Annotated in this window: 17 protein-coding genes, 3 pseudogenes and 1 riboswitch; of the genes and pseudogenes, 7 read left to right on the forward strand and 13 right to left on the reverse strand. The window is 36.8% G+C overall.

Annotation, left to right across the window (positions count from 1 at the left end; translation table 11 throughout):
- Positions 1–10: 10 nt before the first annotated feature.
- The 3 genes and pseudogenes from ACFIKX_RS05350 to ACFIKX_RS05360 all read left to right on the forward strand — a co-directional run.
- A pseudogene (locus ACFIKX_RS05350) lies at positions 11–738 on the forward strand (autotransporter outer membrane beta-barrel domain-containing protein); the annotation flags it as partial.
- A 172-nt stretch (positions 739–910) separates the two neighbouring features.
- Positions 911–4,258, forward strand: coding sequence for an autotransporter outer membrane beta-barrel domain-containing protein (locus tag ACFIKX_RS05355; RefSeq protein ID WP_375661228.1), 3,348 nt, complete (start codon positions 911–913; stop codon positions 4,256–4,258).
- Entirely contained in the window at positions 4,204–4,413 is a 210-nt protein-coding gene (locus ACFIKX_RS05360) for an autotransporter outer membrane beta-barrel domain-containing protein (RefSeq protein WP_375661229.1), read from the forward strand. Before ACFIKX_RS05355 ends, ACFIKX_RS05360 begins: the two co-directional genes overlap by 55 nt.
- A gap of 811 nt (positions 4,414–5,224) precedes the next feature.
- Here ACFIKX_RS05360 and ACFIKX_RS05365 read toward each other — a convergent pair.
- The 4 genes and pseudogenes from ACFIKX_RS05365 to ACFIKX_RS05380 all read right to left on the reverse strand — a co-directional run.
- Positions 5,225–5,989, reverse strand: a pseudogene (locus tag ACFIKX_RS05365) (autotransporter outer membrane beta-barrel domain-containing protein); the annotation flags it as partial.
- A gap of 532 nt (positions 5,990–6,521) precedes the next feature.
- Entirely contained in the window at positions 6,522–7,493 is a 972-nt protein-coding gene (locus ACFIKX_RS05370) for a WD40 repeat domain-containing protein (protein ID WP_375613645.1), read from the reverse strand.
- Positions 7,494–7,503: 10 nt separating this feature from the next.
- Entirely contained in the window at positions 7,504–8,526 is a 1,023-nt protein-coding gene (locus ACFIKX_RS05375) for a CobW family GTP-binding protein (protein ID WP_375612283.1), read from the reverse strand.
- A gap of 21 nt (positions 8,527–8,547) precedes the next feature.
- Entirely contained in the window at positions 8,548–9,291 is a 744-nt protein-coding gene (locus tag ACFIKX_RS05380) for a creatininase family protein (RefSeq protein WP_375621597.1), read from the reverse strand.
- Between the two features lie 2,223 nt (positions 9,292–11,514).
- Here ACFIKX_RS05380 and ACFIKX_RS05385 point away from each other — a divergent pair.
- Entirely contained in the window at positions 11,515–11,871 is a 357-nt protein-coding gene (locus tag ACFIKX_RS05385) for a hypothetical protein (protein ID WP_375612285.1), read from the forward strand.
- 810 nt (positions 11,872–12,681) lie between these two features.
- Here ACFIKX_RS05385 and ACFIKX_RS05390 read toward each other — a convergent pair.
- Positions 12,682–14,016 carry an NAD(P)H-dependent oxidoreductase gene (locus ACFIKX_RS05390; protein ID WP_375612286.1) on the reverse strand — a complete coding sequence of 445 codons (1,335 nt, stop codon included), beginning with the start codon at positions 14,014–14,016 and terminating at the stop codon, positions 12,682–12,684.
- A gap of 163 nt (positions 14,017–14,179) precedes the next feature.
- Here ACFIKX_RS05390 and ACFIKX_RS05395 point away from each other — a divergent pair, with 163 nt between their 5' ends.
- The gene (locus ACFIKX_RS05395) at positions 14,180–14,659 is read left to right on the forward strand and encodes a MaoC family dehydratase (protein ID WP_375612287.1); all 480 of its coding nucleotides are present in this window, start codon (positions 14,180–14,182) and stop codon (positions 14,657–14,659) included.
- A 171-nt stretch (positions 14,660–14,830) separates the two neighbouring features.
- Here the strand turns inward: ACFIKX_RS05395 and ACFIKX_RS05400 are convergent.
- The 4 genes and pseudogenes from ACFIKX_RS05400 to ACFIKX_RS05415 form a co-directional block, all read right to left on the reverse strand.
- Positions 14,831–15,125: pseudogene (locus tag ACFIKX_RS05400) on the reverse strand (integrase); the annotation flags it as partial.
- Positions 15,126–15,576: 451 nt separating this feature from the next.
- Positions 15,577–16,236: a methionine ABC transporter permease gene (locus tag ACFIKX_RS05405; protein ID WP_375609233.1), complete on the reverse strand. Its 660-nt coding sequence runs from the start codon at positions 16,234–16,236 to the stop codon at positions 15,577–15,579.
- On the reverse strand, positions 16,229–17,263 hold the full coding sequence (locus tag ACFIKX_RS05410) for a methionine ABC transporter ATP-binding protein (protein WP_375612288.1): 1,035 nt from the start codon (positions 17,261–17,263) through the stop codon (positions 16,229–16,231). The genes ACFIKX_RS05405 and ACFIKX_RS05410 overlap by 8 nt, the downstream gene beginning before the upstream one ends.
- A gap of 48 nt (positions 17,264–17,311) precedes the next feature.
- Positions 17,312–18,130, reverse strand: a complete 819-nt coding sequence (locus ACFIKX_RS05415) for a MetQ/NlpA family ABC transporter substrate-binding protein (RefSeq protein WP_375629897.1) — start codon at positions 18,128–18,130, stop codon at positions 17,312–17,314.
- Between the two features lie 454 nt (positions 18,131–18,584).
- On the opposite strand from ACFIKX_RS05415, the gene ACFIKX_RS05420 reads away from it, so the two are divergent.
- Entirely contained in the window at positions 18,585–19,223 is a 639-nt protein-coding gene (locus tag ACFIKX_RS05420; protein WP_375629894.1) for an SH3 domain-containing protein, read from the forward strand.
- A 284-nt stretch (positions 19,224–19,507) separates the two neighbouring features.
- Here ACFIKX_RS05420 and ACFIKX_RS05425 read toward each other — a convergent pair whose 3' ends face one another.
- From ACFIKX_RS05425 to ACFIKX_RS05440, 4 genes are all read right to left on the reverse strand, one after another.
- Positions 19,508–20,539 (reverse strand): aspartate-semialdehyde dehydrogenase, encoded by a 1,032-nt coding sequence (locus ACFIKX_RS05425; RefSeq protein ID WP_375629891.1) that lies wholly within the window; start codon positions 20,537–20,539, stop codon positions 19,508–19,510.
- Positions 20,540–21,796: 1,257 nt separating this feature from the next.
- The gene (locus tag ACFIKX_RS05430) at positions 21,797–22,177 is read right to left on the reverse strand and encodes a helix-turn-helix domain-containing protein (RefSeq protein WP_375612292.1); all 381 of its coding nucleotides are present in this window, start codon (positions 22,175–22,177) and stop codon (positions 21,797–21,799) included.
- A 912-nt stretch (positions 22,178–23,089) separates the two neighbouring features.
- Positions 23,090–23,296: a Trm112 family protein gene (locus ACFIKX_RS05435; protein WP_273791466.1), complete on the reverse strand. Its 207-nt coding sequence runs from the start codon at positions 23,294–23,296 to the stop codon at positions 23,090–23,092.
- A gap of 13 nt (positions 23,297–23,309) precedes the next feature.
- Positions 23,310–23,972 carry an LON peptidase substrate-binding domain-containing protein gene (locus ACFIKX_RS05440; protein ID WP_375610818.1) on the reverse strand — a complete coding sequence of 221 codons (663 nt, stop codon included), beginning with the start codon at positions 23,970–23,972 and terminating at the stop codon, positions 23,310–23,312.
- Between the two features lie 446 nt (positions 23,973–24,418).
- A riboswitch (glycine riboswitch) is annotated at positions 24,419–24,516 on the forward strand.
- Positions 24,517–24,652: 136 nt separating this feature from the next.
- Here ACFIKX_RS05440 and gcvT point away from each other — a divergent pair.
- Positions 24,653–25,765 (forward strand): glycine cleavage system aminomethyltransferase GcvT, encoded by a 1,113-nt coding sequence (gene gcvT, locus ACFIKX_RS05445; RefSeq protein WP_375629887.1) that lies wholly within the window; start codon positions 24,653–24,655, stop codon positions 25,763–25,765.
- Positions 25,766–25,768 lie beyond the last annotated feature (3 nt).

A 25,768-nucleotide genomic window follows, 5' to 3' on the forward strand; every position in this document is an offset into this window, starting at 1 on the left:
TTCTGATGTTCATGGTATAGAGGCAAGTGTCTTGCTCAATGCGATTGAGGATACACATCACACTTTGAGCTTTGGAATAATGGAGAATATGGAAAAAAACTCTCTACAACCTCAAGATGTTAAAGAAAGCAAAAAAGTACATTTGATAAATGGTCTATTACAGTATATGGCAATATGCAGCATGATGCAGGCTTTTATATCGACGGACTTTTTTCCTATGGGTTATTTAAAGGGGATGTTCTGACGCAAGCAAGAGGCAAGACAGCAACATTGAAGGAAACACCTTTGAGTGCTTCATTGATTGTGGGCAAGTCATTTATGACAGGGCATAAAGGGGTTATTTTTGATCCGCAGGTTTAGGTTGTTTATCAAAATGTGTGGTTTGATAAGGCGTCTGATATTGATGGTTTTGATATTGAGATGGGAAAGCTTGATTTGTGGGTGATGCGTGTTGGTGGGTCTTTAAGAAAGACGCTTGCTGCTTCTGAAGAGGCTCTTGTTGTTTCTTTCAATTGCAAGCTTCAGCTTGCCATTAGTTTTAGAGGAAAACAACGTGTGCAGTTTGGAGATGAATTCCAATGAGGGCTTTTGGTTCTTCTTTAGAAACTGGAGTGGGGGTTGAAGGCTCAGTTGTCTTCAAACTTTGCTTTGCATGGAGATGTAACTTATCAGCATTGCCTTAGAAAAGGAGGTTTTTCAGGGATTATTTTTTCAGGTGGTTTATACTATCGTTTTTAGATACCTATGAAATATAGAGTAGTTTTTACATAAGTTATAGAGTGTTTTATGAAGTATAAAGTGCTTATTTAAGTTTTATACTTGCTATTGTTAGTGTGTTTAACTTAATGTTATGGGGAATATTTTTTATTTTTAACTAACAGGGGGAGAAAGGCAAATTGGGAATAAAGTTATGGTTAATGTATTAAGCGGGTATAGATTTTTATTTATTACAACGGCTATTGTTTCTTTTTTGCCAATCATGAGTGTTAATGCGAATTTTAATAATTTAGGAACTTCCTGTAATGTATCAGGGAGTTTTTTTACATATAGCGATAGTAAAAAACATACGATAAGTAATAAAAATTATACTCCTTCTGTCTCTTCTCTAGATGATTTTGTTGCTGTCTTCTCTATAGAAAAAGAGGGAACTGTTTTAAATTTATTAGAGACAAATATTATCTCGCATAGGCCAAAGCAGTCATTTTTATATAGTGCATCTGTAAAAGATGATGGCAGGCTTGTTCTAACCAATTCAAATATTAAGGATATGTCCGGTTTTCGTGTTCAGAACGGGCAAGTTGTGATGAATAGAGGGAAGATTGAAGGTAGTTTGCAAGCTGTATGTGCAGAAGGAAAAAAAACCGATATTGCTTTAGTGAGCGTAAATATTGATATTGTATCAGATAATTTGAATGCAAAAGGGATTGGATTTGTGAGTAGTTCTGATGCATTCGTTAGGATGTCAGGCAGTACTATTACTTTTAATGAGATTGGTGCGTTTTCAACACAATTTGGGGGAAAATATCTTATTGATACAACCAAGATTCAGGGAAAAGGTAAGAAACATACGATTGTAGTTGATAATGAAACTATTGATGAATTTCCAAGAGCTTTTGACATATCACAGGGTGGTGATGTTCATTTGCGTGGTGATTCTATTCAGCTCACTGATATGCATGGCTTCTTGATTACGAATTTTGCAGGTTATGCAGATGCTGAAGGTAAATTGGTTCAAGAATACGCTTCATCAAATGAGTTTAAAAAGACAAATATTAAGATTGAAGGTACAGAAATTTCTGTTCAGGGTGAGGGAGTATACGGTCTGTATTTTTATGGATTAGGCCCAGATGTATGGGGTGATATGTTTAAGGTAGGGAGTGAAAAACTTTCAAAAGTAGAAAAAATTGTTTGGGGTGAAGCATCTTTGCATTTGTCACAGACAACTTTTTCAGTTCCCGATGGTATTGCCATTTATAGTACGGGAGATGATATTTATGGAGCTGAAGCTACCATTGAATTAACAGAAAGGACAAAGATCTCTGGTGATTTATTGTTAAAGGCTCAAAATAATTCTTCTCTATTGGTGAAAGCAAAGGATTCTATCCTTACAGGGGGTATTCGTGTTGAGGATGCATCAACTGTTCACTTAGAATTAACAAATGGCTCTGCATGGTATCTCACCAAAAGGAAACATACAGATTTACAGGAATCTCTTCCTGTAGATTCATTACTTTCGTCTATAAGCATTTCTGATAGCACAATTTTTTTTGATAAATTTATATCTCAAGATTATCAAACGCTATATATTGGAAAAGTATATATTGAGAAAGGAAGTAATCTAAATGACATAAATCCAATAGAGGGGATACAATATGATAAAGAAGCCTATAATGCAAAGGGAAATGTGCAGATTAAGATGAGTGCGTTTGTGAATAATGACGGCTCGTTTAATCCTCAAAAAACTGATCGTATTTTGATCTACGGGAATGTTTTGGGAAGTACACTGCTCATGATGGAGAAATTTTCCAAAACCTTAGAAGGAGAAGCTGGCAATAAAGGAAGTCAAAGTATTTCACTTGTTCAAGTTGCTGGGACAGCAGAGGAAAGTTCTTTTAAGTTAGCCAATAGTTATACTACGGTGAATGGATTTCCTTATCAATATAAACTTCGTGTCTATGGTCCAAGTTCTTCTTCTGGAAATGCAGATCCAAAGAATAGATTGGTTGTTGGAGAAGGGGATTTTTGGGATTTTCGTCTCGAAAGTGTTTACATTGGTCCTGAATTAGATTCTTCTGAAACTGCTTCTAAGCCAACGTCTACAGTTTTACCTCCTCAATCTGAAGAAGAGACGGTTCCTTCTAAACGACCAACAGAGACTATTTCACCTGAACAACCCCCTTCTGTTGAGCCTCCACTTATACCATCTACACCTTCTTTGCCTGAAGGATCTGAACCGTCTGAAACATTTATCCCTACGGATTCGACGCTGACTCCTTCTGCACCAGTTCCGTCTGAGCCTCCCTCTGTACCAACAGTTCCGGAGGCTCCTTCTGCTGTGCAACCTATGCCTGCACCGTTTGTTCCAGTTGAAGATTCTACTAATGATGTTCTGCCATCTGAGCCCTCTGCTCCGGAGGACACTTCATCTCTGGATACTGTTTCTCCTCCTTCTGCCCCTGTTGAACCAAAGCCTTCTCAGTCCTCTGATCCTTTAGATCCTTCATCTAATCTCTCTATACCGCTTGATGTTCAGTCTAATCTCCAAATTAGAGCGGTTGTTCCACAGGTTCCAACTTATCTTCTTTTGCCAAATGCCTTATTTCATGCTGGTTTAGTGGATATGACCACGCAAAATAAGACGTTAGAGACAATGCGGAATGCTTTTCATTCCTCCTGGAAAGATGATAAAAAGACAGCCTTTTTTCTGCGTGCTTATGGGGGGAGCCATCACTATGCTTCCAATTTATCTGCTTTTGAATATGGTTATGGTGCTGAGCTCGATTATAATGCATTTCAAGCAGGTGTTTTGTTAAACGAGATTGAGAGTTTATATGGTCGTACATTCTTTGGAGTTTTGGGGAACTATGGAAATCTTTCTCTACACCCTCAGGATGTTGAACAAAGCAAAAAAAGCGCATTTAATAAATGGTCTGTTACTGCTTATGGAAATTTGCAGCATGATACCGGTTTTTATATAGATGGGGTGGTATCGTATGGTCTTTTTAAGGGTGATGTTTTGACTCTTTCACGGGGCAAGGTTGTGGCGTTAAAGGGTAAACAGTTTAGCGGTTCTTTAACGAGTGGTAGAACGTTTGCAACAGGGTATAAAGGTGTTGTTTTTGNGGATGGGGTGGTATCGTATGGTCTTTTTAAGGGAGATGTTTTGACCCTTGCACGGGGCAAGGTTGTGGCGTTAAAGGGTAAACAGTTTAGCGGTTCTTTAACGAGTGGTAGAACGTTTGCAACAGGGTATAAAGGTGTTGTTTTTGATCCGCAGATTCAGGTTGTTTATCAGCATCTTCAGTTTAATCAGGCGCGTGATATTGATAATCTTGATGTTGATTTAGGAAAATTTCATCAATGGGTGGGGCGTGTTGGTGGGCGTTTAAGCAAGACGTTAGGTGTTGTGGAAGAGGGACGTGAAGTTTCTTTTTATAGTAAGCTTTCTTATTTGCATNCTCTTTTTATAGTAAGCTTTCTTATTTGCATAGTTTTGAAGATAAGCAATTCGTTTCTTTTAAAAACGATTTTCAGTTAGGTTTTTTTGGTTCTTCTTTGGAAGCAGGGGTTGGGTTTAATGCCCATCTTTCTTCAAAACTTTCTCTTCATGGAGATGTAACTTATCAGCATAAATTTAAGAAAATTGGTTTTTCTGGAACGAGTTTTTCTGCTGGATTGCGCTATCTTTTTTGAAGAGATGCAATGTGTTTTTTTATATAAAAGGCAGAAGATTTTTCTGCCTTTTAATGTATTGAAATTTATTTTACTTCATCAATATGGTTATTTTTTTGATATAAAAGATTACAATAGATGCTTTCTTCTATGCGATGAAGAATTTTTCTAAAATTTTGATATTAAGATATGGGGGCAGATTTCATTGTGAATGTGAGAAGCTTGAATGTTAAATGCTTGTGGCATAATCTTTCAAAAGAGACGATATTGATGGTTGGTTTTGTCCATTTCTTTATTAACTTTTATAAATCATAAGTTTAGTCTTTATGAGTTTTATGCATTGTTTTGAATTTTGTTTTAGAACTCTATTCACGTTTATATCATTTAATACGCATATTATTTGTTTCCTTTTTTAGGATGTTTACTTAAGAATTTTGGATAAATACTTGTTTTTAGAAAAAACAGAGGGAGTTTGAGGCCAAATTATAATAAAAGTAAAGTATGCTTTATCGTATTGTTACGGTTGTTGTTTTGTAAATGATAGGTGGCAGAGAAATTTCGATAAGATACAGGATATTATTTTCATTGCGGTCATGCGCGGATATCATCATTCTTTTTTCAGCATTCAATATTTGCGCAGATTTTAGCACTCGAGAATATTCATAAGAAGCAATTCACCTTTTTTCAAAAGTCCTTCTTTGCATGCCAGCTTCGTTTGTGATGGACAAGGGGTTAATTGATTAAATATAAACAGGTTTGAAATGAAAGAAATTTATAATATTCAGTTTTTATTCAATATGTAAAATGATGAATGAGCATTCTGAATTATTGCATGAAATTTTCCTAAATCAATATCACGCGTCTTATTAAACTGAAGATGCTGATAAACAACCTGAATCTGCGGAGCAAAAACAACACCTTTATACCCTGTTGCAAACGTTCTACCACTCGTTAAAGAACCGCTAAACTGTTTACCCTTTAACGCCACAACCTTGCCCCGTGAAAGAGTCAAAACATCATCCTTAAAAAGACCATACGATACCACCCCATCTATATAAAAACCGGTATCATGCTGCAAATTTCCATAAGCAGCAACAGACCATTTATTAAATGCGCTTTTTTGCTTTGTTCAACATCCTGAGGGTGTAGAGAAAGATTTCCATAGTTCCCCAAAACTCCAAAGAATGTACGACCATATAAACTCTCAATCTCGTTTAACAAAACACCTGCTTGAAATGCATTATAATCGAGCTCAGCACCATAACCATATTCAAAAGCAGATAAATTGGAAGCATAATGATGGCTCCCCCCATAAGCACGCAGAAAAAAGGCTGTCTTTTCATTCTCTTTCCAAGAAGAATGAAAAGCATTCCGCATTGTCTCCAACGTCTTATTTTGCGTGATCATATCCACTAAACCAGCATGAAATAAGGCATTTGGCAAAAGAAGATAAGTTGGAACCTGTGGAACAACCGCTCTAATTTGGAGATTAGACGAGGAATCCAAAGGGTCAGAAGACCCAGAAGGCTTTGGTTTAACATGGGAAAGAAGCAGAAGGAACAGAATCCGGAGATGAAGGAGATACCGGAACAGAGGGCGGTAATAGAAGTTCCATGAAATGATTATTAGATAGAATTTTCTAGGCAAGAAACTAAAGAGTGGAAGGCTGCTCGTAGGAAACTTTGCTCCTTGGAGGGGGAAATCAAAAAATTTTTTATTTAGGAAAATAGTGTTGAATTCCCTTCTTCTGATCGTAAGAATAAATCGTTGTTTCAATGATGATATCAGCTATTTTTTGCCGAATTTTTAAGAAAAATGCTTTTGTGGAAGTATGTAGCCTATATAGATGTTTATAGGGAGATGGGGGGCGGTCTTGAGAGTGATGTTTTTATTCTTGTATGGGGGTAGCAATGTTAAAAGGTCAAAAAACATGTTTAAGGTATTTTCTTGTCTAAAGGGGGGAGGAAAGGAAGAGGGAAGATTTAATGATTACGAAGATTTTAGGAGATTTTTGGGGGAGATTAGGGAGATAGGATTTCTGAGAGCTCTGGAGATGCAAGGGGATAAGATTTCTGGAGGATTGTGTGGGCATTCTTTATCGGCGATGATTGCGCTTTTGGGTGCTTAATTTAATCAGTGATCTTGATTATACCACATTCACCATTTTCGCTACCGAAGGAGAGGTTTTGCCCTGCTTGATCCCAATTAAGTGCTGAGATAGCACTTTTCCCATAACCTTTTAGAAGGACTTCTTTTCCATCATGGAATTGTGCCGCTAAAATCATTCCATCATTGAAGCCTATTGCTACAATTTCTTTGTTTGGGTGGCATGAAACGGTGCTAACAAGTGCATTTGCTCGTGTGCCTAGTTCTAGAGGTGTTTTTCCCATGGGGCCATCTTTTGTATGAAAGGGCCAAACAATTGCGGCAGAGGCACCTGATGTTGCTAGCCATTTTCCTTTTGCACTCCAAGACCAGCTTTTGACTTTGCTTGGGTAGCCACTCATGCGGAGGTGCTGATTATCAGTGAGACGCCAGCCGTGTAAGGCGTTTTCTTGCATGGTGGAAATGACATAGCGGTTGTCTGGTGAAAAGGTGACACCACAATGAGCTCCTTTCCATACCAATGTGGTGGGAGATATTTGCGTTGATAACCAATGAAGAGTGACTCCATTGTAATGGGCAACGGCAAGTCGCAAACCTTTTGGGGCAAAAGCAAGGCCTTCTACACTGCGTTCATGTGTGAGCTTTTGTCGTTCTTTTCCAATATGCGCAAATGCGAGGCGTGAGGAGGAAAAAGCAAAAGCTTTTTGTGGACCAAAAGCAACGTTGTTTATCCATTTGCGTTCTTTTTGGCTTAACACTTCCGTGTGATCTGCTGCGGTTGTTTGACAGACTTTTCCATCTTCTCCACCGGTGATGATCGCGGTATTGTCATGGGAAAAATGGCTTGAAATTATTCCTTGGTGCACTTCAACGATTTGTGGGGTTGGATTAAAAAAAACAATGAGACCTTCTACGGAAACAAAGGCTGGTTTATTGCCTATAAAACCGCAGGAAAGGCAGTAACTTTTGAGATCATAATGGGTAATGTTTGGCATTATCACTCACTTATGCGCAATTTTCAAAACCAGTTTTTAATTTTTCAGCATCAAGAGAGCGTCCTATAAAGACAAGGCGGCTTTCTCGTTTTTCATCTTCACGCCATGGGCGTTGATGTTGTCCTTCAAGAAGCATATGTATCCCTTGAATGACGTAACGATCATCGTCTCCTTGAAAGGCGATAATGCCTTTAAGACGCAAGATATCAGGTCCTTGTTGCTGTGTAACCTGCTGGATCCAAGGGAAAAACTTTTCTGGTTGCAGAGCATCTGTTTTTAAACTTACAGAAGTGATGGTAATATCATGAATGGTGGATGCGTGATGATGGTCATGATCATGATTACAATCGGGACCACATACATGATCTGCGTGATGATGGTCAAGAAAATGGGGATCATTATCTAAAGTGCGTTGGAGATCAAAGGAACTACGATCGAGGAGTTTATCAACAGGGATGTTAACGCGCTCTGTTGCGTAAATTATGGCTCTGGGATTAATGGCCAGAATAAGGGATTCAGCATGGCTGCGTTCTTGTTGGGTGACAAGATCAATCTTATTTAAAAGAATAATATCCGCGAAGGCAATTTGGTCTTCAGCTTCACGACTTGTTTTTAATTGAGAGGGAAAATGCTTTGCATCAACGACTGCTATGACACTGTCGAGAGCTGTTTTTTCATGGATAGTATCATCCATGAAAAAAGTCTGTGCTACGGGAACGGGATCAGCAAGCCCTGTCGTTTCTATAATGATCGCATCAAATCGATGAGAACGTTGCATCAGGCTTTCTAAAATGCGAATGAGATCACCACGTACGGTGCAGCAAACACAGCCATTATTCATTTCATAAATTTCTTCGTCTGATTCAATAATCAGGTCATTATCAATACCAATTTCACCAAACTCATTGACAATGACGGCATAACGTTTGCCATGATTTTCACTGAGAATGCGGTTGAGAAGGGTGGTTTTTCCAGCACCAAGATAGCCTGTGAGAACCGTAACGGGAAGTTTTTTGGGGTGTATCGTTTCCATGGAGAGACCTTTTATTGTTCTTTATTGCCATGTGTTTATGTTAAATCGATTGATATCATCAAGTAAATCACGAAGCTGAGACAGAACATGAGAAAAGATTGCTTCACCGGCTTGTGGTGTTGCTTTGCTTGCATTTCCTGCCGCACCTTGCGTATTTAGATCTTTCATTGTCCAACCAAAGGCATGAGGACCATAAGCGCGTAAATACCGATAATTGGCAATCATATCCGCTTGTTTATTATGAAAATTTTCTGCCTTTTCCATATGGACTTTTTCTGGTGCTAAATAGAGCATGAGAGAGGTTTCGATAAAGCCTCCATGGATATCAAGATGTTGTTGAGATGGCTCCATGAGACCTTGTGGTAAACCAAAACGGCTCCAGCTTGTTGCTACAGCGAGCATGGAAAGGCGCTTTCGTAATTCGGTGATAACAATGCTCATTAAAGGTGAATTTCCTCCGTGAGCATTGAGAAGAAGAAGACGGTTGATCCCTTTGTGATAACAGTTTTCACCAATCTTTATCCATCGCTTAATCGCATCAGAAAAGGTAAGGGTTTGTGTACCTGTAACATCCATATGTTCTATAGAATAGCCAATCTTTTCAACCGGTAAAAGTGCGATATGAAACTGCTCTTTTGTTTGTAAAGTGAGGGCTTTTGCAAAAGCTTCAGCTATAATCCAGTCGGTTTCGAAAGGAAGGTGCTCTCCGTGATATTCGTGTGCGCCCAAAGGTAAAAGAGCGAGAAAAGGTGGGTTAGATACCATAAATTATTGCCTAAAAGAGAAGTTAACATAGACAAAGTGATCGAAGGTGCTGTCACTATTTAATCTATCTATAAGAGAAACGCAAATAGGCGTCTTTTTACATCACATATGGATGCATAAAAATGAGAGCTTTGTTAAAAATAGAGAAACTTTTATTGAGCAAAGCCAACGCAACTTTTCTGTAATATGAGGCAATATTTCTCAAGATAATTATCTTTTGTAAGTATTTCTGATTTATATTATCATTTTTAATAAGTAAATATTCATACATATTAAATACTTATACATCAAATAATGAAAAATATTTTTCATTATTTATTGAAAATGTAATTTTTTCTGTAAGTTACATATTCTTCTTTTATTATGGAGCGATGATAATCAAAGTATTTCTATTATTGCGATAGTACAGACTTTAGTTGCAATCAGGTGTTCTAAATTCTTAATTCAATTATCTGTATATTACAAAAGAATAGAAATGTTTGTTGATTGATTTTATTTTGGATAGTGTATTAACAGACTTTAGTGTTCATGAGAAAAAATGAATATAAAGGGAAGAATTCACTAAGATAGAATTTGCTCTCTCAGAGAGCAGTTTATAAGATGATTCAAAAAGAAACACCGTTGGATACAAGAAACACCGTTGGATACATGATAAACAGAACGCCATTGTGTTGCACATCGACACGCTTGTTTTAAAGAAACATTTAGTACACCAAAGCCTATTTCACGACGCAGCTTGTGAATGGTATAAGGGTAAAACCTTATAATATAAAATCTATTGTGTTCCACCATCTTTACACTTTAAAAGTAAAAAGGGGCACCATCATTCACTTTGTCAGTTTTCAATACTATTTTAACAGCGCTTGATAGTTAAGATACCTCATAAGTAATATTTTCCTTTCTTCAAGTGTATTTATACACACATCGATCTCGTTTGTGATTTGCAAGTGAAGAAATTTGATTGATTCAATATAAACAGAGTTAAAATATAAGAGAGCTTTATAATCGTCAGCTTTCTCATTCAACAGGCAAAACAATAAATTATTATTATAGATCAGTATCCTACTATTAAAATGATTGGATAATAAATTTATTATTCAATATCAGTTTTATGGCGTTATTTTTTCAACGCGCTACTTAAGTTGGTATTTTAAAAATGCAATTTTTTAGTAATTTTCTCCATTCCTTTTCTTTCAAGCATTTGATCAATTCTTTATTATTATTCATTTTTCACAAATTGCAGACATTTATGTGAATATTGCCAAAAATTTATTTCAAAGAGAATTATTTTTTATTAATACAGAGTAAATATAATTACTCAAAATATAAATAAGGCTACGCTCTACAATATTGACGAAAAATATGGAATAACTTTTATGAAAATTAAGAAAGAAAGTTTTTTCAGTATTTTGGGGATCATCTCATTTTTCATGACTCTCTTTTTATCTGGTTTTAGGTAGTTTGTTGGTGTTCTAGTATTGCTTATAATGTTTTTGTAAATCTGATAGATTTACTTATTTTATGCGTTTGTTTTATTAGATTTTAAAGTCAATATTTTGAGTTCGTTATGCTGTATGAGATAAAGGGGCTGAATTACCTTTTTGAAGATGCTATGCAGTATTTTTTCTTTATATATCAGTAAAAGTTGAGAATCATTTTATTAACATCTCTTCCATTTGAAGATAGAGATCTTAATTGCTTTTTTACACTTTATACCTATTTTATAGAAAATGAGTACAATATTTTAAGGTTTATTTATTAGGATAGATTTGTTTTATATCAAGTTTTTATTCGATACCAATTTTATTTTTCAATGTTACTGATGAGTGATATAATAAAAATCCATTAAGTACTATTTCATTTTTATATTTATTGAAATAATAGACAATCATATATCATTATATTGGCAGTTTTAAATTTTATAATTCTTTAAAATTAATTACATTTTAAATTATTTATAAAAGCTCTATTATATAATTTTTTAAATGAATTTGTTTCGTAATATTTCTTATAATAATAAATTTAAAAAATTCTTATTATTTTTATCATTTATTGTTTTTTATCTTTACATGTAATACATAATGTGTTATTTGTTAATAACAAAATTACATATAATATTTTATTATGTGCAATTATATAAATGATTAAATATAATTTTTGGTTTTTATATATGTGAATATTCTTTCATTTTTTCAGTGAAGAAAAAGAGGAGCAAAGAAAGCTATGTTTAAAATATTTAAAAATCGTGTATGTTCATTTACTTTTACACTATTTATTCTTTTTTTTATACAAACTATAGAGGGAAATGCAAGTTTTGTAAAAAATAAAGTTCAAGAGAGAATGGCAATTACTATTCCTACACTAGAAAAAAATGTAGCTATTAAAGCTGTGGATAGAGTTGTTATTCAAGGCGTTGAGGAACAAGATGTTATTGCGTTAGGGAAACCTGAAAAAGCTGCTGCCTTTTCAGGTTCAGCCTTTTGGGGGGGAATAAGTATTTTATCACTTCTTGCTTCTTTATGTATTGGGGATGTATTAGGTACTGTTGTAACTCTTTTTGCAATATTTAGTACACTTTAGTAGGAAGCTCATCGACAGAGTCGAGGATTTTTTTGTTCACTTCATTATTTTTAAAAAATAAATATTTTATTATTTATACTATACTAGATAATAAAATCACTAATCTTAATACTAAATGTAGCTTTTATTAACATTATTAAAGTTCAAGATCCTACATTTATGTTGTTTTTTACAAATTAGCGTAACCTGATTTTTTTTTTACAGTTTATGATTATTTTCTAGTAATAAGGCTAGTATACTTACTATCTTTATCAGTCTTTTAATATTGTCTACCTTTTCTCATATGAAGATTATTCGTCAAAGGTATATTTTATCCTTTTTAAATTTTTTTATCTTTCATAAGGGGATAAAATAAAAAATATCCCTATATCCATGGCTCTCATGCAATAAGAAAAATGAGAAATTATTATTTATCATTTTAAATTTGTTTATGTTAAATCCATCAGAAGTATTTTTTACGTATAACAAGTTGCGTTCGTGTATGGATAAAATTATTAAAAAAAGACTAAAAATTCTTCTCATTAATTATCTCTAAGGTTCAAGGACTGTTGTAGTATTGGAAAATAAATGATGGTGCTGGTTTGTATCTTCATAGAGTAAAGATAGTGATACACAATGAATCTTATGCCATCTCATGGGGTGGTTTATACTGTCGCATTTACGGGACATATTGTGAGAGGGAAGTGGTGATGTGCATCGTTGGAAAATGCTTTTATTAAAACATAAACCTGTATTTGCGATAGAAGTGTATTCTGGGTTATTCTGTTGCCTAAGGGAAGGATACTGTTAAGTAAGGTAATTCAGGAGCATTTATAGCTTAGCGGAAGAAGGGTAATGAAGTAAAAGGTCTTGTTTAGCACGAAGACGTGCAATCCATTGATCTTCACGAATAGCAGTATTATGTACTGTAATGAGTTCGTTTTTTTTAATTGTAGCTGTTACTGTTGCTTTTTCTAAAAGGCCACAAGGAATGGCGTGGTGAGCGCGTGCTTCTGCGATGTTCATTATCCAAGCACGATAAGTATAAAGACCGATAAAGTCTAGCTGATCACCTGGATGTAAATCTTTTTTAGCAACAGCACAGACTTCTACTACGGGATGGCTAAGAGGAACCATATCTTTTTTGCCATAAAGCATAATACGTGCGCAGGTGAGGGGAACTTCCATTGCTGTTAAATGATAGGGGCGATGAAAGGTGAAGTAAGGCCCCTGACCAATTTTTAAATCTTCCATACGTTCGCGTAAACGCGGGTGTGCTATTTCGGCAATGACAAAGACACCAGGTGAAACACCTGGACCTATTGAATAATCTACAACACCATATTGTTGTAAAATGCCCCCATCTTGTTTTGGAATAAGCACTTTGTTTAAATCTTGTAGCGCTGCTCGTGGTCCATGCATTCCTGGGCAATCGGGGAGAAGTCCGGTGGCATTGGCAATGGCTGCCATTTCAACCATCGTTTTGGAACCATCAATAAATTCAACCAACATGCGCACATTCATATTACGCCGGAATGCTTCTTCTTCGTAAGCGTCAGGTGTAGCATCAAAGCGCAGAGGATTATTTTTTCCTTTACCCGCTGCAACAATCTTATGTCCAAGGGCTGAAACAAATTCTATGAGTTCCATACAAGAAGTAGGTTCATCGCCGGCACCAAGTGTATAAATGAGCCCTCGTTTTTCTGCTTCATGTTTGAGATAAGCGCCAATTGTAACATCTGCTTCAACATTCATCATGACAAGATGTTTGTTATTCTCAAGCGCTTTGATACCAATCTCTGCTCCTGCTTCGGGATAGCCTGTTGCATCAACGATAATATCAATTTGTTCATGGCGCAAAACAAGGTTAATATCATCTGTTGCTGCAATCAAACCCTTTTCAATGCTTTGGGTGAGAGCATAAGTATTTTCAACTTCACAGACATGTCCATCTTCGCCATAGGCTAGTGTAGCGGCATCAAAAATACGTGACGGTGTCCTCGTGGCTACAGCAGCGACTGTTATACCATCCATATGCGCAATACTTGATAATAAATCTGTGCCCATTTCACCACAACCAATCAGTCCAATACGGATAGGGGGATGGTTTTCTGCACGTTGTTTCAAATCATGCGCTAAACCTGTTAGGTTCACATTGCTTGCCATTCTTTTTTCCTATTTGAAAACTACTCTGCTAAAGAACTTTTCTCATTCATAAGGTGCATTTGTTTTTAAGACAATTAATCTTTTATTCTTGATGCTCTAATCAATGGATTTTATAAAAGCAAGAGGGGTGGTTTCTTTTATCAAATAAAATAGGAATAGCGTTATGCAGCAAAAAATAACAGTACAAGATGTCACCAGTTTTATTGGGAAAGAAGTGGGATTATCGGAGTGGCGTCTTGTTACACAGGATATGATTAATCAGTTTGCATGTGCTACAGATGATCATCAATGGATACACGTTGATGAGGAAAAGGCTAAAAAGACACCTTTTGGCGGCACGATTGCTCATGGTTTTTTAACATTATCGCTTTTGTCTACGCTCGCTTATGAAGCTCTTCCAGAGTTAGAAGGGAGCACAATGGGGATTAATTATGGTTTCGATAAAGTACGCTTCATGAGTCCTGTGAAAACAGGGGTACGGATACGTGCGCGTTTTGTGTTAGACGACGCAGAAATTCGTCCTTCTGGTCGAGTGGTTTTCCATTATGGGGTTACGGTGGAAATTGAAAAGTTAAAAAAACCAGCTCTTACAGCTCAATGGCTTATTGTTGCTGTTGTGGAAGAAAAACCTTCCAATATCTAGATTATTTGAGTGCTTTATTTTATAAAATTTTTATACAATTCTATTAGAAGTTTCTTCAATGATGATATTGAGAATAATCTATAGGATAATAGATATGGTGGAGCTATCATAGCGTTGATAGCCAGAGCAGGTTGCTATCTTTCCTAGATCGTTTTGAAGAGGAGTTTCCTAATGAAGATAGTGCATTGCTTCACGCTTTTGTTTATAGCGTTCTTTAATGGGATCATACCCATCACGTAAAACAGAACGCTTCAAATGGAATATACTTGCGTTGCCAATTCACGGGTTTATTTTAAAGCAACATCTCTCAACGTTCGTTACGCCCATTTCGCAATGGCGCCTGTGAATAGTATAACGATAAAGCCATTGAGCACCCCTATCTTTATGCTTGTGAAGAAGAAAGCTGGCACCATCATATTATAAGCCGCCAATGTTAAGACAGGTCTTGGCGCTTGAGATAATTCATAAGAGGCATGCCTTTCTTTCTTGTATAGTTTTACTCACACGGCTCTTCCCGCTTGTAACGTGTAAGCGAGAGGTTTTGGTTGATTCTATATGGAATAAATTGGGAATGAGAGGATCTTACGGTATTCAGAGTTCTCGTTCAATATGAATAACGCCATATTATCATTATAAATTCAATGTGTTATCTACGGTTTGGAGAGGTTGTGGTCAATGTCTTAATTTAAAGAGAGTCTCACATACTGTGAGATCTCTTATTTTATCCCCTTTTATATTCTTTTATATTAAAGCCATTAAAACTATTTTCTTTCATGTTACAAACGGATGGGGAGAGATAAAAACTGTTTAAGAAAAAAGTTTCTAATCTCTTATGAGTGTTTTCGATAGGCAAGGGTTGGTGCACTTGGAAAGTGGCAAAGGGGATGATGGTATTGGCATGTGAAATTCTAAGTCTTTTAATGTTTTGTTTTATCAAGTTTTTGTACGATTTTATCAGAAGTCCATTGGGTTGTAATATTAAGCACGATCAAAAGGATGATGACGATGGTCATGATGAAGGTATTGTAGCGTTGGTAGCCATAGCGGATTGCCATATCCCCTAAACCGCCTCCACCAAGATATCCAGCAAGTGAGGTGGCTCCTATAAGAGAAATGACCATGACTGTAAAACCTGTAATCAGGCTAGGGAGAGCTTCAGGAATAAGAACATGTCTGATAATTTGAAGACGACTTGCACCCATCGAGCGGATCGCTTCAATGAGACCGTTTTCAACGGTTTTAAAAGAGAGTTCCGCCATGCGTGCATAAAAAGGGATAGCTGAAATGGTCAGTATAAAAATTACAGCAGGCATTCCTATCCCTCTTCCTACAACGATACGCGTAACGGGAAGAAGATAAAATGCAAGAATGATAAAGGGAATGGCACGAATACTGTCAATGATCATGCTTAAAGGGCGATTGATGAGAGATGAGGAAAAAATCCCTCCGCGTGCTGTTGTGTGAAGAAGAAGACCAAGGGGAAGCCCTATAATAAATGCCATAACAGAAGCACTAAGTGTCATCAATATTGTATCAATAACAGCTTGGGGAAGTTCATGAGACAGAACATTAAACATAGCCTAAGACCTCACAATATCGTCCTTTTTTCGTTAACCATTGAACAGCTTTTTCTAAAGCTTCTTTATCTTCTCCAGGAAGAGCCAAGAAGAGTCTCCCGATGGTTTCATCTTGAACTGTATCAATGCCACCATGCAAAATACGTGCTTTTAAACCACTCTCATTTTCTAGAAGATGAAGAAAAGGCTGCTGGGCAATTTCACCGGCAATATTAATTTCAATGACAGCTTCTCGTCCGATTGGTTTGAGATTTTTCGCAAATTTTTCAGGAAGTTGCGGGGTTACAAGCTTGAGCATGGCTATGGTTGTATCGTCTTGCGGTGATGTAAAGATGTCTTTCACACGTCCTTCTTCTACAATGTTTCCCTGATTAAGAACAACAACGCGATGCGCTATGGTGCGCACAACTTCCATTTCATGGGTGATGAGCACAATCGTGAGATTGAGGTGTTTATTAATATCAGCAAGGAGCTCTAGAATAGATTGTGTTGTTTCAGGGTCAAGAGCAGAGGTGGCTTCATCTGATAACAATATTTTAGGATTAGCAGCGAGCGCACGAGCAATGCCAACGCGTTGTTTTTGTCCCCCGGACAATTGTGCCGGATAGCAATATTCTTTCCCAGATAACCCAACCAATTCAATCAGTTCAAGGGCACGTTTATGGCGTTGTTTCTTACTTACACCACTTAATTTAAGTGGCAATGCAATGTTATCAAGAATATTCTGCGATGAGAGAAGATTGAAATGTTGAAAAATCATCCCAATTCGTTGACGGTAAGGCGCCCATTCTATCTCTGATAGATTAGAAATATCAACACCTTCAAAAAAAATGGACCCTGCATCAATCTTCTCTAACCCATTTAAACAGCGAATAAGTGTTGATTTTCCTGCTCCACTGCGCCCAATAATGCCAAGGATTTCACCAGCATGGATATTTAAAGAGAGATTATTAATTACCGGAACACCAGCCGTTTTGTTAAAACAACGGCTGATGTTTTTTAAGGAGATAAGAGTAGGTTTTTCCATTCACAATTACTCGGATATTTGGCACAATTACTCAGATATTTGGCACAATTACCAAGATGTTTGGGCGGTATTGCCAAAAATCTCTTTGATTTTTGCACGGATAAGATCGTTGTTGTAAGCGGCAACTAATTTTTTAACCCATGGTTCATCTTTTTCGCTCGTGCGTACAACGATGATATTATCATAAGGATTATTTTTTGCGCTCTCCCATGCGACTACATCTTTTTCGAAGTTTAATCCGGAAACAATAGCCCAGTTTGTGTTTATAATTGCAAGGTCAAAATCGTCAATAGCTCGTCCTAACATACCGGCATCAAGCTCACGAATTTGCAGGTTTTTAGGATTTTCGATAATATCAAGTGGAGATGCAAGAATATTATGAGGATCTTTTAACTTAATGAGACCTAAAGAATTAAGAAGAAGTAAGGCTCTTCCACCATTAGATGGGTCGTTCGGAATACCAACATGTGCACCATCACGAAGATCTTTTAAGTCTTTTATTTTGTGTGAGTAAACACCGATTGGAGCAATAAATGTATAGCCGACAATTGAAAGTTTATAGCCACGTTGTTTCATTTGTTCATTAAGATAAGGGGCGTGCTGAAAAGCATTCGCATCGATCTCTCCTGCGTTAACAGCATCATTAGGCAAAGCGTAATCAGAAAAATAAACGAGTTCAATATCTAAACCGGCTTTTTTAGCCTGTTCAGCAGCTGTTTTCCAAATAATCGCATCTCGCCCTTCCATAATACCAAGTTTGATTTTTGTTTTGTCTGCGGCCATGGAAAAAGCAGTAGACAAAAAAAGTGCAAAGAGAGAGAGGAATAACCCTATAATCTGACCGCGAGAAAAATTTTTTAATGTCATGTGCTTTTAACTTTCTTTTTCGAGAAATTTTTTGAGGGAAGTTTCAATATACTCTGTATTTTTTTAGGCAGATTTAAAGTTATACAAGCTTTAGAGAATATTCAATCACTTTTATTTTTAAAAGAGTATTATTTTTCCTTCTATTTTAGTTGTTTTGGGGGGCTGATCATCATTTGTTGAGGGAACCAATGCCCCTTTAAAAACTTCTGTAAGGGACAATTGATTGAAGAACCGGTCAATCAGATGATGCTTTAGCCGTAAATTCATGAAGAACATACTGCGCAATCAAGATCAAAAGGCCGTGTTCGTGTAGGCGATAAAGAGAAATTTTGTTGCAATGTTGAGGGGGCTTTTGGGCGGGAAATAAAGGTTGCTGATCATTGGATTTAAACGCGGCAAATTTTTGCAAAGGCGAATTTTTGTCCTTCATATGTTTTAGAGAGGAAGAAAAATAATGTTAAGAAAGAAATTTTTATCAACAATGATGACTTTATGGGCTTTAGGAGCGTCGGGGGTGGCTGTGACTGCTTCTCACGTGGAAGCTGGAACCATTGCAGGAACAGTTGCTCGTGTTGCATCAGGTCAGGTATCTTTACGCACAGGTCCTGCGAAAGCTTATAAAGTTATCTCAATGGTTCCAATGGGAGCAAAAGTGCAAATTTATGGCTGTCTATCCAATAAAACTTGGTGTTCTCTTGGTTATCACGGAAAGGTTGGTTGGGCATCTGCACGTTACGTCAATGTTAACGATGTTCCTACCATTGCTTTTAAAAAGATGCCAGCAAAATCAAAATCCATGGTAAAATCGCCAAAAGAAAAAGTAAAACAGGCTGTTTCCGACTTTAAAGCTCTTCCGGCGATTCAAAAAACACGGAAAAATATGCAAAAACTATACAGAACAGATATGATTATCGATTCTACAGGTGTTAAAAAAAGGGATGAACGAACAATTTTAAATCCGTCGCAAAAAGCACAAGGCGTTTCTGTAAAGCACGTGAGTGCTTATAATCCCTCCTTTCCTGATAATGTCAATTACAAAAATTTTGAACGTAATGAAACGCGTTACCGTGTCGTGACCTATCCTGCTCGATAAGGGTAAAGTTAATTTCACAACCGGAATGACAAAAAGGATCAGCAGCATGAAGCAAACAATGCTTATGCTGCTGATCCTATTGTAGCGTAAAATGTCATTAAGGCGGCAATGCTTAACTTAAGGTGGCGAGGCATTCAAGGATATTCCGAGTCAAATTTGACAATACCTTGGATTACAGTTCTTTAGGATGGTGATATGAACCTTCAGCTGGGGAAGGTTATACTGAAGAGAAGCCGGACTTTTGACAGACCGGCTAGGGGTTCTTTGTCCTTTGGGACAGGGCGTTAATTTAGGGATTTAGGTTTTATCAAATTACGAGAAATGAGCAATTCAGCAATTTGAACTGCGTTCAATGCTGCTCCTTTTCTTAAATTATCGGCGACAACCCAGAAAGCTAAACCATTTTCAACGGTGATATCTTCACGAATACGGCTAATAAAGGTGTCATCTTCTCCGGTACATTCATAAGGTGTGGTATAGCCACCATCTTCGTGTTTATCGATAAGCTGACAACCTGGTGCATCGCGGAAGAGCGCTTGTGCTTCAGATGCGCTTAGTGGTTTTTCAAATTCAACATGGACGGCTTCGGCATGACCGATAAAGACAGGGACCCGAACAGCAGTGGCTGTTAATTTAATTTTCGGATCGAGAATTTTCTTCGTCTCAACCGTCATTTTCCATTCTTCTTTTGTATAACCATCTTCCATGAAAACATCAATATGAGGAATGACATTAAAGGCAATGCGTTTAGTGAATTTTTTTGATGTAATTGGGTCTGCAACAAAAACTGCGCGTGATTGTTCGAAAAGTTCGTCCATTCCTTCTTTACCAGCTCCAGAAACAGACTGATATGTAGAGACAACAACACGTTTAATGATTGCAGCATCATGGAGAGGTTTTAAAGCTAAGACCAGTTGAATTGTTGAACAATTAGGATTTGCTATAATATTACGCTTAGAAAAGGCATTTATAGCTTCGCCATTGACTTCAGGGACTATCAACGGAACATTGGCATCATAGCGCCACGTGGAGGAATTATCGATGACGACACAGCCGGCAGCAGCAATTTTAGGGGCGTATTCTTTGGAAATGCTCCCTCCCGCAGACATAAGACAAAAATCTGTGTCAGAAAAATCGTAAGTATCCAGTGCTTTTACTTTTAAAGTTTTGTCTCCATAAGAAACTTCTTGTCCTAATGAGCGTCGTGATGCTAGAGGGACAATTTCATGCGCAGGAAAACCACGTTCTTCTAAAATTGTAAGCATTTCACGACCAACATTTCCGGTTGCGCCGACAATTGCAACTTTATAACTCATTTTCTATATACTCCTCATGTCTCTCCACGTTTATTCCCCGTGCTATACTCAGGAGAGAGTGAGTTGGTCAAGGAACATCATTAAATTATATTTTTGATTTTCAACAACTCAATTTTGTGCACACCAATCATCATTGTTAGCACAATAAATTGTTTTATTTCAAATAATACGTCTCTTTTAATCTTTCAGAATTGAAAAATTGAATATTGTACGCTAAACTGTTATCTCTTTTAGAGAGCACTTTAATTAAGTGAATTCCGTATCTTCTGTCAATTGTTTACCTTCACACTTTTGAATTTTTTTAAGATGCTATTACGTATCGCGTTGGGGGAATTTAAGTGTTGAAGTATTTGATCTTCTCCCTATGCCCTTAAAAGCGAAGCTTCCTATTCAGTCTGTAAACAGCCAGATTCTAGCGGTACTTTTAGCGGCTTCCCATTTTTCACTTGAAACTTAAGGCTCAACAAGCAGGCCTAAAAATATTTAAAAAGATATTGGGCATCTAAAAAACATTTGAATGTTTCAAGGAGGTATGCGTGCTTCATATCCTCATACCTTAAATGATAGAATTTATGGCACAACAGGATAAACTTAAGTATCCATATATAGATAAATTCTTATGAAAGTTATAAATATAGTTTTTCGTGTCTATTTTTAATTTATATTTCTTATTTTTACTTTAATCCTGTTATGCTATAAAATATCATTATTTGGAGTATGGTAGTATAAGATCTTTGATTTTTCTCGATATATTTAAGTGTTTTTTTAGTGCGTTGGAATATTCTTAGGCTTGTTTGGAGAGCCTTTTGTTTAAGTGACTCATATGAGTGGAAAGTCGTTGAACACTCACATATTTATGTTTAATAAAAGAGCAAGTTAGCACCTCATACATTTTTTCAGCACACAATGTCGTTACAGCTCTTGGTTTGTGAGACGATTCAATAAGAGGTATGCCTTTTTGTACATTTTTACTCACACGCCAACTTTGCTTGTAATGTGCAAACAAGTGATTTTGATTGATTCAATATAGAACACGTTTGAAATGAAAGAATTTTACGATATTCGAAACACTTATTCAATATCAATAACGTTAGATTATGATTATAAATCAATGCACTATTTCTAAGTTAAACTCGTTAGAATTCCGATTATTTACAAATCAGATTAGATTAAGCATTTTCATTCTCATGAAGTGTGGGGAGACAGTCACAATTCTTGTCAAGATTATTAAGGACTTTGATTATCCTTGCAGTGAATTTATGAAAATAAGGGGTTGTTTTTTTCATCAGAAATCAACTGCAAAATTGCTCTTTGTTTTTTGCGGGTCAGTATTCTGAAATTTTTTAAAAGTAAATATTCTGCTTTGCTTGCTATTCTGTCATCACAATGATAGAGGTTCTCTTCTTTTTTTGCGCCATCAGCATAAAAGAAGGAAACGGGAACATCTAATATATGAGCAATTTCCTGTAAACGTCTTGCACTTACGCGATTTAAGCCTTTTTCATACTTTTGGATTTGTTGGAATGTTACGCCTAAATGACTTCCTAATTGTTTTTGAGAAAACCCCATGACGTTTCTTCTGAAGCGAATTTTTTTGCCTAAAGAAATATCGTAAAAATGTAGATTTTTGGCTTTCACTTGATGTCCCCACCGGTTGCGAGCGCCCTCGCATTAGTATTCCGGGGTCTGGAAGTGCTGAAACCGAGTCAGCCCCTTGCTTTTAGTGCTGAAAGCACTTGGACATAACAAGAGCCCCCGGAAATTCCGGGATATCCGCAAAAGCGGGCTAATCTTTATGCTCGGTTTCGGGCTTCCAGGCCCTATTGATCGTCGCGTATACGACCAAAAACACAAGCCTTCTTCATAAGGCAATTACTTTCAATCGTCAATTGAAATTACAACAGTGTTTCTTGTTTGTTTTTTCAAGTTTTCATGTAATCAATACGTATATTATACATAAAAATATTGCTTGAGATACTTTTAAAAATTGTAAAGAGGAATTAAAGGGTGATGGCAAGGTAATGGGATGATTTTCTCCTTTAGGATTTTATGTTTTCTCCCCCAAATTAGGTTGCTTCTCCGTTTCAAAGATTACGCAAACAGATAAATATTCTTGTCCCGATATGGTATACATAAGATGATATAACTTGTCGTTTTTATTCATCTTAAATCGAGGTATCTCAAATATGTTGTTCGTAAATAGTATAAATTAAAGTCCATGAAATATAACAATCTTTATGTTTAATATAATAAATTTCATTTACCTGAGTTGGTTCAAAATGTTATTATAATTCTTGCTTTTAAGAAGTTCATAAGAGCCATTTTTATTCAGATGCTTGTGTGGTGCAAGCGAATGGTTTTGATTGCTTCAGTATGAACAGGCTGGAATGAGAGAATCTGATGATATTTTTGGCTTTTGTTACAAGGTGTAAAGCGATATAAATATCTTCATTGTAAAACTCTTTTTTCAGAAATCGTAAATATTGAGATATCATATTGATAGAGACTTGATAACAGTGGGCTTGTAGAGGGAAATTGCATGAGGATTTTTTATTTTTTATGCGTTATTTCTTCATTGTTTTGCAAAGGGCGCGCTTCTGAGGCAAGCATAATGGGAACGCCATCACGAATAGGATAGGCAAGTTTGGCTTTGAGAGAAATGAGCTCTTGTGTTTTTCGGTTGAAAGAGAGCGTGCCTTTCGTCATTGGGCAGACGAGCAATTCGAGCATTTTGGGATCTGTGGTCATTTTTTTCATGTTTGGACATTCATTAGTTTAAGCGGTAATCTGTTCCTGTTTGTTTCATGAGCGAGCGTTCTGTTAATGCAAGAAGAGTTTGGGCACGGCTTTCGATATCTGGAGCTTCAAGGAGAGCTTGTTTTTCTGCTGGTGTAAAGGGGATAAGAGCTGAAAAAGCATTAACCAATATAGGTGTAGGGGCTTCTATGATGCTGCTCCAATTATATTCCATTTCATGTATGGTTAGATATTTTTCTACAACGTCGAGTAAGTTCTCTCGGTTAATGCTTTCTTCAATATCAAATTCTTGCAAGTCTTTTATGTTTGATTGGATGAGAGCTGTTCGATAGGATTTTGTGTTTTTCAATTCTTGTTCTAAAGTGAAGCGGCAAACACCTTGTAAGATAATGAACAGTTGTCCATTTCCTGTTTCACTGTAGTTTGTAATGCGCCCTATACAGCCTGTTTTATAAAGTTGTGTAGAGAAGCGATCTGTATCCGATGAAAGTGGTTGAATAATGCCCAATAGACGATCAGTTACCATAACATTTTCAATCATTTCAAGTGATTCTGGTTCAAAAATATTGAGTGATAAAAAACCACCGGGTAGTAAGAGTGCACCTTCTAAAGGAAAAAGAGCAATTTGTTTTGGAAGATCATTTTCGCAATTGTAAGAGATATTACCAGCTTTCATGAGTATTTTGTCACCTTTGTTCGGTAGTTTTAGTCTGTAAATAGTCGCTATTTATGACACTATTGAGAAAGCAGAAAACCTACTTCTTGTGCATTAAAATCATACTTATAAAATATTTGAAGTCCTTATTCTCAAAAAGAATATGAAACCCTATTTTTAAGGTTGAACTGCGCGCGAAAGAATATTGCTTTGCGATCTTTTTAGTGTGTGACGTTTTGTATGATTTTCAAGAGGTATTTTTGTTTATAGCTTTTGATTTTTGTCTTAAATTTCCTAAAATGTGTTCCTTGCAATTTTTGTAAGGTTCAAAAGGATAATATTATAAATCTTTTGAAGCAGCTTATGCAAGTTTTAAAATGAGAACATTTTCATCACTTTACTAATGACAGTGTGATAAAGATAGGCTATAGGTTTAAATATGCTGGAAAGAGCGTTATCGTTTCTTTCATTCTTTTGCGGGAGAGTGCAGATTGCAAATTTTCGCATTGCCGCCGAAGGGGAAATAGCCCATAATCTCTCAGGCTTTAAGGACCGTAAAAGGAAGAAGGCAGATCTGGAAAGTCGGGAAAACCCGCGCCGAAGGTGTAAGCGAAAGATCTTTTCGCGAGTCTCTCAGGTTGATGACAGAGGGGGCAGAGACGACCATATTCTATGGGCGTTAGCGCAGCTTTGGAGTTATTATGGGCACAGCACAAGAAACATCTTTTTTAAAAACACTTCCTTTATATGATTTGCATGAAAAAGCAGGAGCAAAATTTGGTTCTTTTGCGGGTTGGAACATGCCTTTAACTTATCCTCTTGGCGTTTTAAAAGAGCATCTTCATACGCGTGCACATGCAGGACTTTTTGATATTTCTCATATGAAATTGATTGCGGTTGAAGGGGCACAAGCTGTGGAATTTTTGTCCTATGCTTTTCCCATTGATGCAGCAGCTTTAAAGATTGGGCATTCACGGTATAATTATTTGCTTAATGAGCAGGCTGGTATTCTTGATGATCTTATTATTACCCGTTTGGAAGAGGGTCGTTTTATGTTGGTCGCCAATGCTGGGAATGCACAGGCTGATTTTTTAGAATTGGAAAAGCGTGCGGTTGATTTTGAATGTCAAGTGATTGCCCTTGAAAGGGTATTGCTTGCGCTTCAAGGTCCTGAAGCGGCAGCCGTTCTTGCTGATGCCGATTTACCAGGGAATGAATTGTTCTTTATGCAAGGATTCGAACCACAACAGGATTGGTTTATAACGCGTTCTGGTTATACGGGAGAGGATGGTTTTGAAATTGCTTTGCCTATAGGGCATGCGCATATGTTGGCTGAAAAATTGCTGAGTGATTCTCGTGTTAAGTGGATTGGACTTGCCGCACGCGATAGCTTGCGGTTGGAAGCGGGGCTGTGTTTGCATGGAAATGATATTACCCCTGATACGACACCTATTGATGCGGCTCTAACATGGGCTGTTCCTAAAAGTGTTCGAGAAAAAGCACAATTTTATGGTGCAAAGGCTTTTCTTGAAGCACTGCAAAAAGGACCGGCTCGTTGTCGTGTTGGATTAAAACCGCAAACGCGTCAACCTATTCGTGCCGGTGCGGTGCTTCTTGATGATCAAGGTAATGAGATTGGCATTGTAACATCAGGTGGTTTTGGTCCTTCTTTTGATGGTCCTGTCGCGATGGGTTACGTTCCTGTTGATTTTAAAGTTGAAGGGACACAAGTCTTTACAGAACTGCGAGGCAAAAAGATTGTATTATCAGTTCATTCTCTTCCCTTTGTTGAACAACGTTATTTTAAAGGATGATTT

Origin of the sequence: Bartonella sp. CM86QHHN (assembly GCF_042194695.1) — a bacterium.
In the GTDB taxonomy this organism is placed as follows: Bacteria; Pseudomonadota; Alphaproteobacteria; order Rhizobiales; family Rhizobiaceae; genus Bartonella.